2 protein-coding genes are annotated in these 6,129 nt (G+C 43.4%); both read left to right on the top strand.

Annotated features, from left to right (window positions below):
* The first annotated feature begins 33 nt into the window (after positions 1 to 33).
* Complete coding sequence (locus F459_RS0120220; protein ID WP_026295136.1) at positions 34 to 5,196, top strand: RHS repeat-associated core domain-containing protein; 5,163 nt, start codon at positions 34 to 36, stop codon at positions 5,194 to 5,196.
* 148 nt (positions 5,197 to 5,344) lie between these two features.
* Positions 5,345 to 5,878 (top strand): hypothetical protein, encoded by a 534-nt coding sequence (locus F459_RS0120215; RefSeq protein WP_154651753.1) that lies wholly within the window; start codon positions 5,345 to 5,347, stop codon positions 5,876 to 5,878.
* Positions 5,879 to 6,129: the final 251 nt, after the last annotated feature.

The following is a 6,129-nucleotide window of genomic DNA, read 5'->3' as shown; positions in this document are numbered from 1 at the left end:
TCTGTACCCGAATATACTCCACCCTATCATTTCATGGCCGATGAGTATCCTAATTTCAGCGTAAGGACAGTAGATTTTGATGGTGATGGTTTAGTGGATATTCTGTATCATCGATATAGCAACGGCACATCGCAAAAAGGGGCGTATCGTAATACAGGATCAGGGTGGGAATCTGCACCCGAGTATGCTCCACCCTATCATTTCATGGCTGATGAGTATAGCCAGGATTTCAGTGTACGGACAGTGGATATAAATGGTGATGGCTTAGTAGATATTCTGTATCATCGGTATATGCGTAATGGCGTCTCGCAAAAAGAGGCATATCTTAATACAAAATCTGGTTGGAAGGCTGCACCCGAGTATGCTCCACCCTATCATTTCATGGCCGATGAGTATAATCAGGATTTCAGTGTACGGACAGTGGATATAAATGGTGATGGCTTAGTAGATATTCTGTATCATCGGTATATGCGTAATGGCGTCTCGCAAAAAGGGGCATATCTTAATACAAAATCTGGTTGGAAGGCTGCACCCGAGTATGCTCCACCCTATCATTTCATGGCCGATGGATATCCTAATTTTAGCGTAAGGACAGTAGATTTTGATGGCGATGGTTTAGTAGATATTCTGTATCATCGATATAGTAACGGCGTTTCGCAAAAAGGGGCATATCGTAATACGGGTCGCAAAGAACTTATATCCTTGATTAAGAATTCTTCTGGTTGTTTATACTCCCCGAAATACACCCAAGTTTCTCATGTGAATGGCGCTATCTGTCCAGGAAATTCCTCATATCCTGTCATTTCGAACGCAAGTTCTCGCATGCTTGTAACCAAACTATCTATCGATGACGGAATGGGTAATACCACGGCCACCGAATATTCCTACCATAATGGATTGTTTCAATCGGGCTATCGTTACGAACGTAAAAATTTAGGTTTTGAATGGACGGAAGCGCATAATCAGGAAACAGGATTGACTACCCGTACCTGGTATAACCAGGATCCTGATACCTTCTATGGCCTGGTTGTGAAAACCGAGGTTTATCGGGGCCGAGATTACAATAACGCAAAGTTTTTTTCTGTCAAAGAGAACTCCTATGCAAACAATGCGGAAAACGGGGCTATTGAGTTACGACGCGTTGTGGAACGTTTCTACAACTTCACCGATGAGCCGGTGACCACCATGGTGGAATATCCCGAATACGATGCACTAGGTAATCGCCTCAAGACCGTCGACTATGGTGAAGTTTCCTGGCCGGGGCTGAATAATCTTGATGCCTACGACGACATCACCAAAGAATTTGAGTATATCACCCTTGATTCGGGTAGTCGCTATATCTCGGTTCCGTCAATGGAACAGACGTATGCCTATACCCTTGGCAATCGCTTGGCAACAGTATCGGAAACCCGATATCTGTACGACGGTAATACCACGGGCGGGTATGTGGATGAAGGGCTTGTGACTCGCAAGGAATTTGAGAACGGCCTTGATGATTCGGCTGTGGAGTACGGCTACGATGATTACGGTAATCTGATCTGGATGGACGATGCCCGGGTAGTCTCGAAAGAGGTTTCCCCTGCTTCCGGTCATTCATCGAAGTTGACCTACGATTCCGATTTTGCTACCTATGTAGTGAGTAAAACCGATGCGGACGGCAACGCCGAGACGGTTGTCTATGACGAACGGATGCAGCCTATAAAAGTGAGCGATATAAACGGTGTTGCCTGGAAAAAGGTCTATGACGAGTTTGGGCGTGTAGTAAAAGAGATCGCTCCCGGAGACAGCGAAACTGCGCCGACCAAGCGGTATACCTATTCTACTCCTCTATCCGATGGATTACCCAACTGGGTTAAGACCGAGGTAAAGGAGTCTGCACAAGGTGAAACAGCCTCCTATCTGGTTGCCTATGTCTACACTGATGGTCTTGGTCGGGAATTGCAGCGCAAGAGTGAAGCTACCGGCGGTCGCTGGACCACCATTGATTCCCATTACGATAGTGCCGGACGTGAGTGGAGAACCAGTGTACCCTATTATTCGACCTCATATTATTATAATTATGGGAATGAACGAAAATCATCGGACCGGGTATGCTCCGAGTTGGTGTACGATGATACCAGTCGAGTAGTCCGGACCATCCATACCGATAAGACTGCAACAAAAGCCCTGTATGGTAAACGTGCTGTCATTCATATGGATCCTGCCGGACATGTGACGGCTCGTGAGGTTTCCGGGCGAAGTGTTTATGAATATACATACGAGGATAATTTTTCCTCTTCCTGGGATGTTCTGAATGCGGAAACCTTTATTGATCAAAACCGGTCCTATACATCTACCAAGGTTACGAATTTTGGAGATGGGACCACTATAACCGATCAGGATGGAAACGTCATTACTACCAGGCTTGATATGCTTGGGAACAAAATTTCCTACGATGATCCCGATAAGGGCCTTTGGACCTATGCGTATGACGAAAATGGAAATTTGTTGACACAGCAAGATGCAGAAGGTAATACGGTAAAATTTACCTATGATTCCCTGAATAGGGTGGTAAAGAAAACCGTCAACGGTGAAGCGGCAGCCATTTTTTCTTATGGAACCGATCCTGCTGTTTTCGAGATAGGGCAACTTGTTGAAGTTAGCTTCAACGGCAACAGTGATGCCTTTACCTACGATCAGCGGGGGAGGGTTGTCAGCCATACCCGTGAACTCGCAGGAATCTCCAAAACCATGCAATATTCTCTGTATGATTCCATGGACAGAATTCGCCGGGAGATTAATCCCGATGGGGAGGAACTGATCCATTCTTATTTGCATGATGGGAATTTAGGGTCAGTCGAAAATGCTTCAGGTTATACCTATATTTCCGCTTTGGATTACGAACCTTTTGGAAATATTCAAGGATTTACCTATGGGAACGGTGTTTCAACACAGTATTCCTACTATGATGGTTCTGATGGCCAGCCCTGCAGCTACCGACTTCGGAATATCGCCATACAGAAAGGCGGGACCGTTATCGGTAATACCTATTATAAATATGATGATACAGATAACATCACGCTAAAATCCTTTACCGATGATTTTAACGGAGCATACACTGAACATTTTCGCTATGATCACCGGAATCGTTTAAGTAATTATGATACCGATATTCGTGGCACCACGGAAAATAAACGGTATGTCTATGATAATGTCGATAATATCTACCAGAAAAACGGCCTATCCTATTTTTATTGCGGTCCAAAACCGCATGCGATAACCGAACAGCGGGATTCGGGCGGCAACACTATTCGAGCCTTCGAATATAATGCCAATGGAGATATGACGCGAGCTACTAACTACAGTGCCATTACCATAACGGCAGGTGCAGAAGGGGTAAACGGTGGGCAACCCATTCTTGAGTTATGGGTAGGTGAGAGCCTTGAAATGAGCTGGTGTTTAAAGGACGAAGAGGTAAGAGCGTACACCTGGCATGGTTACTGGAACGGCAGTGATCCAATTTATGTGCACTATGCGGCAGACCGGGCAGGCAGCTCAGCCGGTATTCGGATCGATAGGGTCGCTGTCAATGATGAGGTCATAGAAAGTGAGGACTCTGCTAAGGTCTACTTTGTGACCGGCTCCTTTGACCCCGTAAACGGCGTTACAGGAACCCAAATAGTAGGTCTGTCGGATTCCGAACTAATGGATCAGCATGGGGCCCTTTGCTTCACTAATATAACTTCTGTTCCGGAAGAACGCGATTTTTTCTATGACGGCGAGAACCGGCTCAAAACCTTACAGGAAGGGACAAAGTTTAGCTCGTACGCCTATGATCCATGGGGAGAACGGGTATCCGTTATTGCAGATGGTGCAAGAACCTATTTTTTCTTTAAGGGCTACGAAGTCCGCTTTGAAGGCACCACCACGACGGTAAGCTCTGGCTACTTTGCCAATGAAATACGCATAGCGCAGCGAAAAAGTGTGTATGAAGACAGCGCGCTTGCCTCGGAAGAACTCCTTTATGTTCATATCGATCATCTGGGCAGCGCCGTACGCATGACCGATGAAAGCGGTGCTGTCGTTTCATCTTTAGCGTATTCCCCTTACGGTGAAACCCTCTATGCCTCTGGCGACGAAAATACTCCTTATCAGTTTACCGGCCAGCACAACGACGGGAACGGGATCTATTATTATGGGGCGCGGTATTACGATCCTTATCTCGGTCGCTTTCTGCAGGCCGACAGTGTGCTTGATGGGCTGAATCGGTATGCGTATTGTCGTAACAATCCGGTTGTTTATACGGATCCGACGGGGGAGGCAGGTTGGCTTACCTTCAGCATTGGCCCGAATGGGTTCAGCATCGGAGTAAATAATGGTTTGTTTGGTGGAGGAATAAATATTAGTTGGAATGATGGCGGTTCTATCGGTCTTTATGGAGAAATAGGGCCACATGCCCCTGATGGCTTTGCAGCTACAGCAACCGCGGGAGTTGATTATCATTTTGGAAATGGCGATGTAACCGGGACTATCGGGGGTGGTGCCGGCTACTACACGGGAACGAGTGGATATATTGGTTTAAATGTTAATTCAACATATAATTTTACCCAGAATGAGTACTACGGCGGCAGTGTCGGTATTGGATTTGGCAATTCATCAGGGTTATCCATAAATGCAGGATTTTATTGGAACTGGGATGGCGATTTCAGATATAGTGGTAACACTTTTAGTGTAGGTGTTGGATATACCGGTGAACACGCAAAAATCGGAGCCGGGGGAAGTGTTACCGGATATAACGACGGAAGAGGGTTTGATATCTCCTGGAATGCAAATGCGGCATTAGATGTTGTTTATTATCATAAAGACTATAGATATGAAAAGAATGGAAGACATCTTACATTCGATGAAGTAAAAGAATTAGGTCTATCTGACTTGCCGCCAAAAATGAAAATTTTTCATGATAATCATGATATGTATCCTGAGCTGAAATACCTTAGTTATTGTGGTTTTTTAGGGATTAGTAGTCGTGAATATGTGTTCGACGGAAAAACTTTATTACCGATGACAGATCCCAAATATATAGCGACTTATAACTATATTAGTCCAGTCCTTCCTCCAAAAAAATGGTATAATGTGCCTGGTTGGACTAATTTTACAGTACGAGCATTGGGGCATGGGATTTTCGATGTTCTACCGTATAAAATACTTGGAAACTAGAATGCAATATATTAAATACTGTTGGAGTTCATTATTGCGAAATATTTTTCTTGAACTGACTGTGAAGAAAAATAGGGGTTTATCTTTTAGAACATTGTTGCAATTTTTTGTCATATGTACTGTAGTAATTTTTTTCGATAGTTGTACGATGATGTCAAAGGTCCATTATTATTCTACTCCAGATGATATGGGACACAAGGAAAATATGTCGGGTGGATATCTTGATTTGACATTCGCAAGATTGGGTAAGAAAAATGCTATTGTTATCAATGATGATTCTTTCAAAATTGAGATTTTTTCATCTGTATTTTATTATAAGAATTTATCTACAGGATTCATCTTTCCTTTAATACCGGTACTGGAAAAAGCGCAAGAGAATGAACGTTGGATTAGAATAATGAATAATGGCAATAATGATATAGTAATTGAATCTGTGAATTTTGCAAACAACAAAATATACCAAACAGAAATTATAGAAAGTAAATATCCTCACAGATATAAAAATAATAATAAGTTTTTTAATTCAGCTTTAATGAGTTATGTTATTGGCCCAAGTCAATTCATTTGGATGAATTTACCACGAGAGGACAAATTCTCAATAAAATTCAGTTCGAATGAAAAAAAGATAGAGATTAGTTTTTTAGAATCAAAAGGTCTGCATTTCTGGGTAATAACTGTGTAATAGCCTACCCCGCAGAAGGTCGGTATGCCATGAGGCGCATAGAAACCTATTGGGTGAAAGAGCCACACAGTACAAAGCGGCGGCTTTGGTTCTGGACTGATCCATCGAAACTTTTTGGTAGTGTCAATAAACTTGCGCAAATTCTTTTTGCCTCAATCTGAAGAATTTACTTATGAGACCTGATCCTCCCGATCGTAATCAATCAGCAGGTCCATATTCAGATACTTCCGTTCACTCCATGTAGAACCTGA

This window comes from Sediminispirochaeta bajacaliforniensis DSM 16054 (assembly GCF_000378205.1).
Classification (GTDB): domain Bacteria; phylum Spirochaetota; class Spirochaetia; order DSM-16054; family Sediminispirochaetaceae; genus Sediminispirochaeta; species Sediminispirochaeta bajacaliforniensis.
The sequence above is the reverse complement of the archived record's forward strand: the minus strand, read 5'-3'. Positions and strand labels throughout refer to the sequence as shown.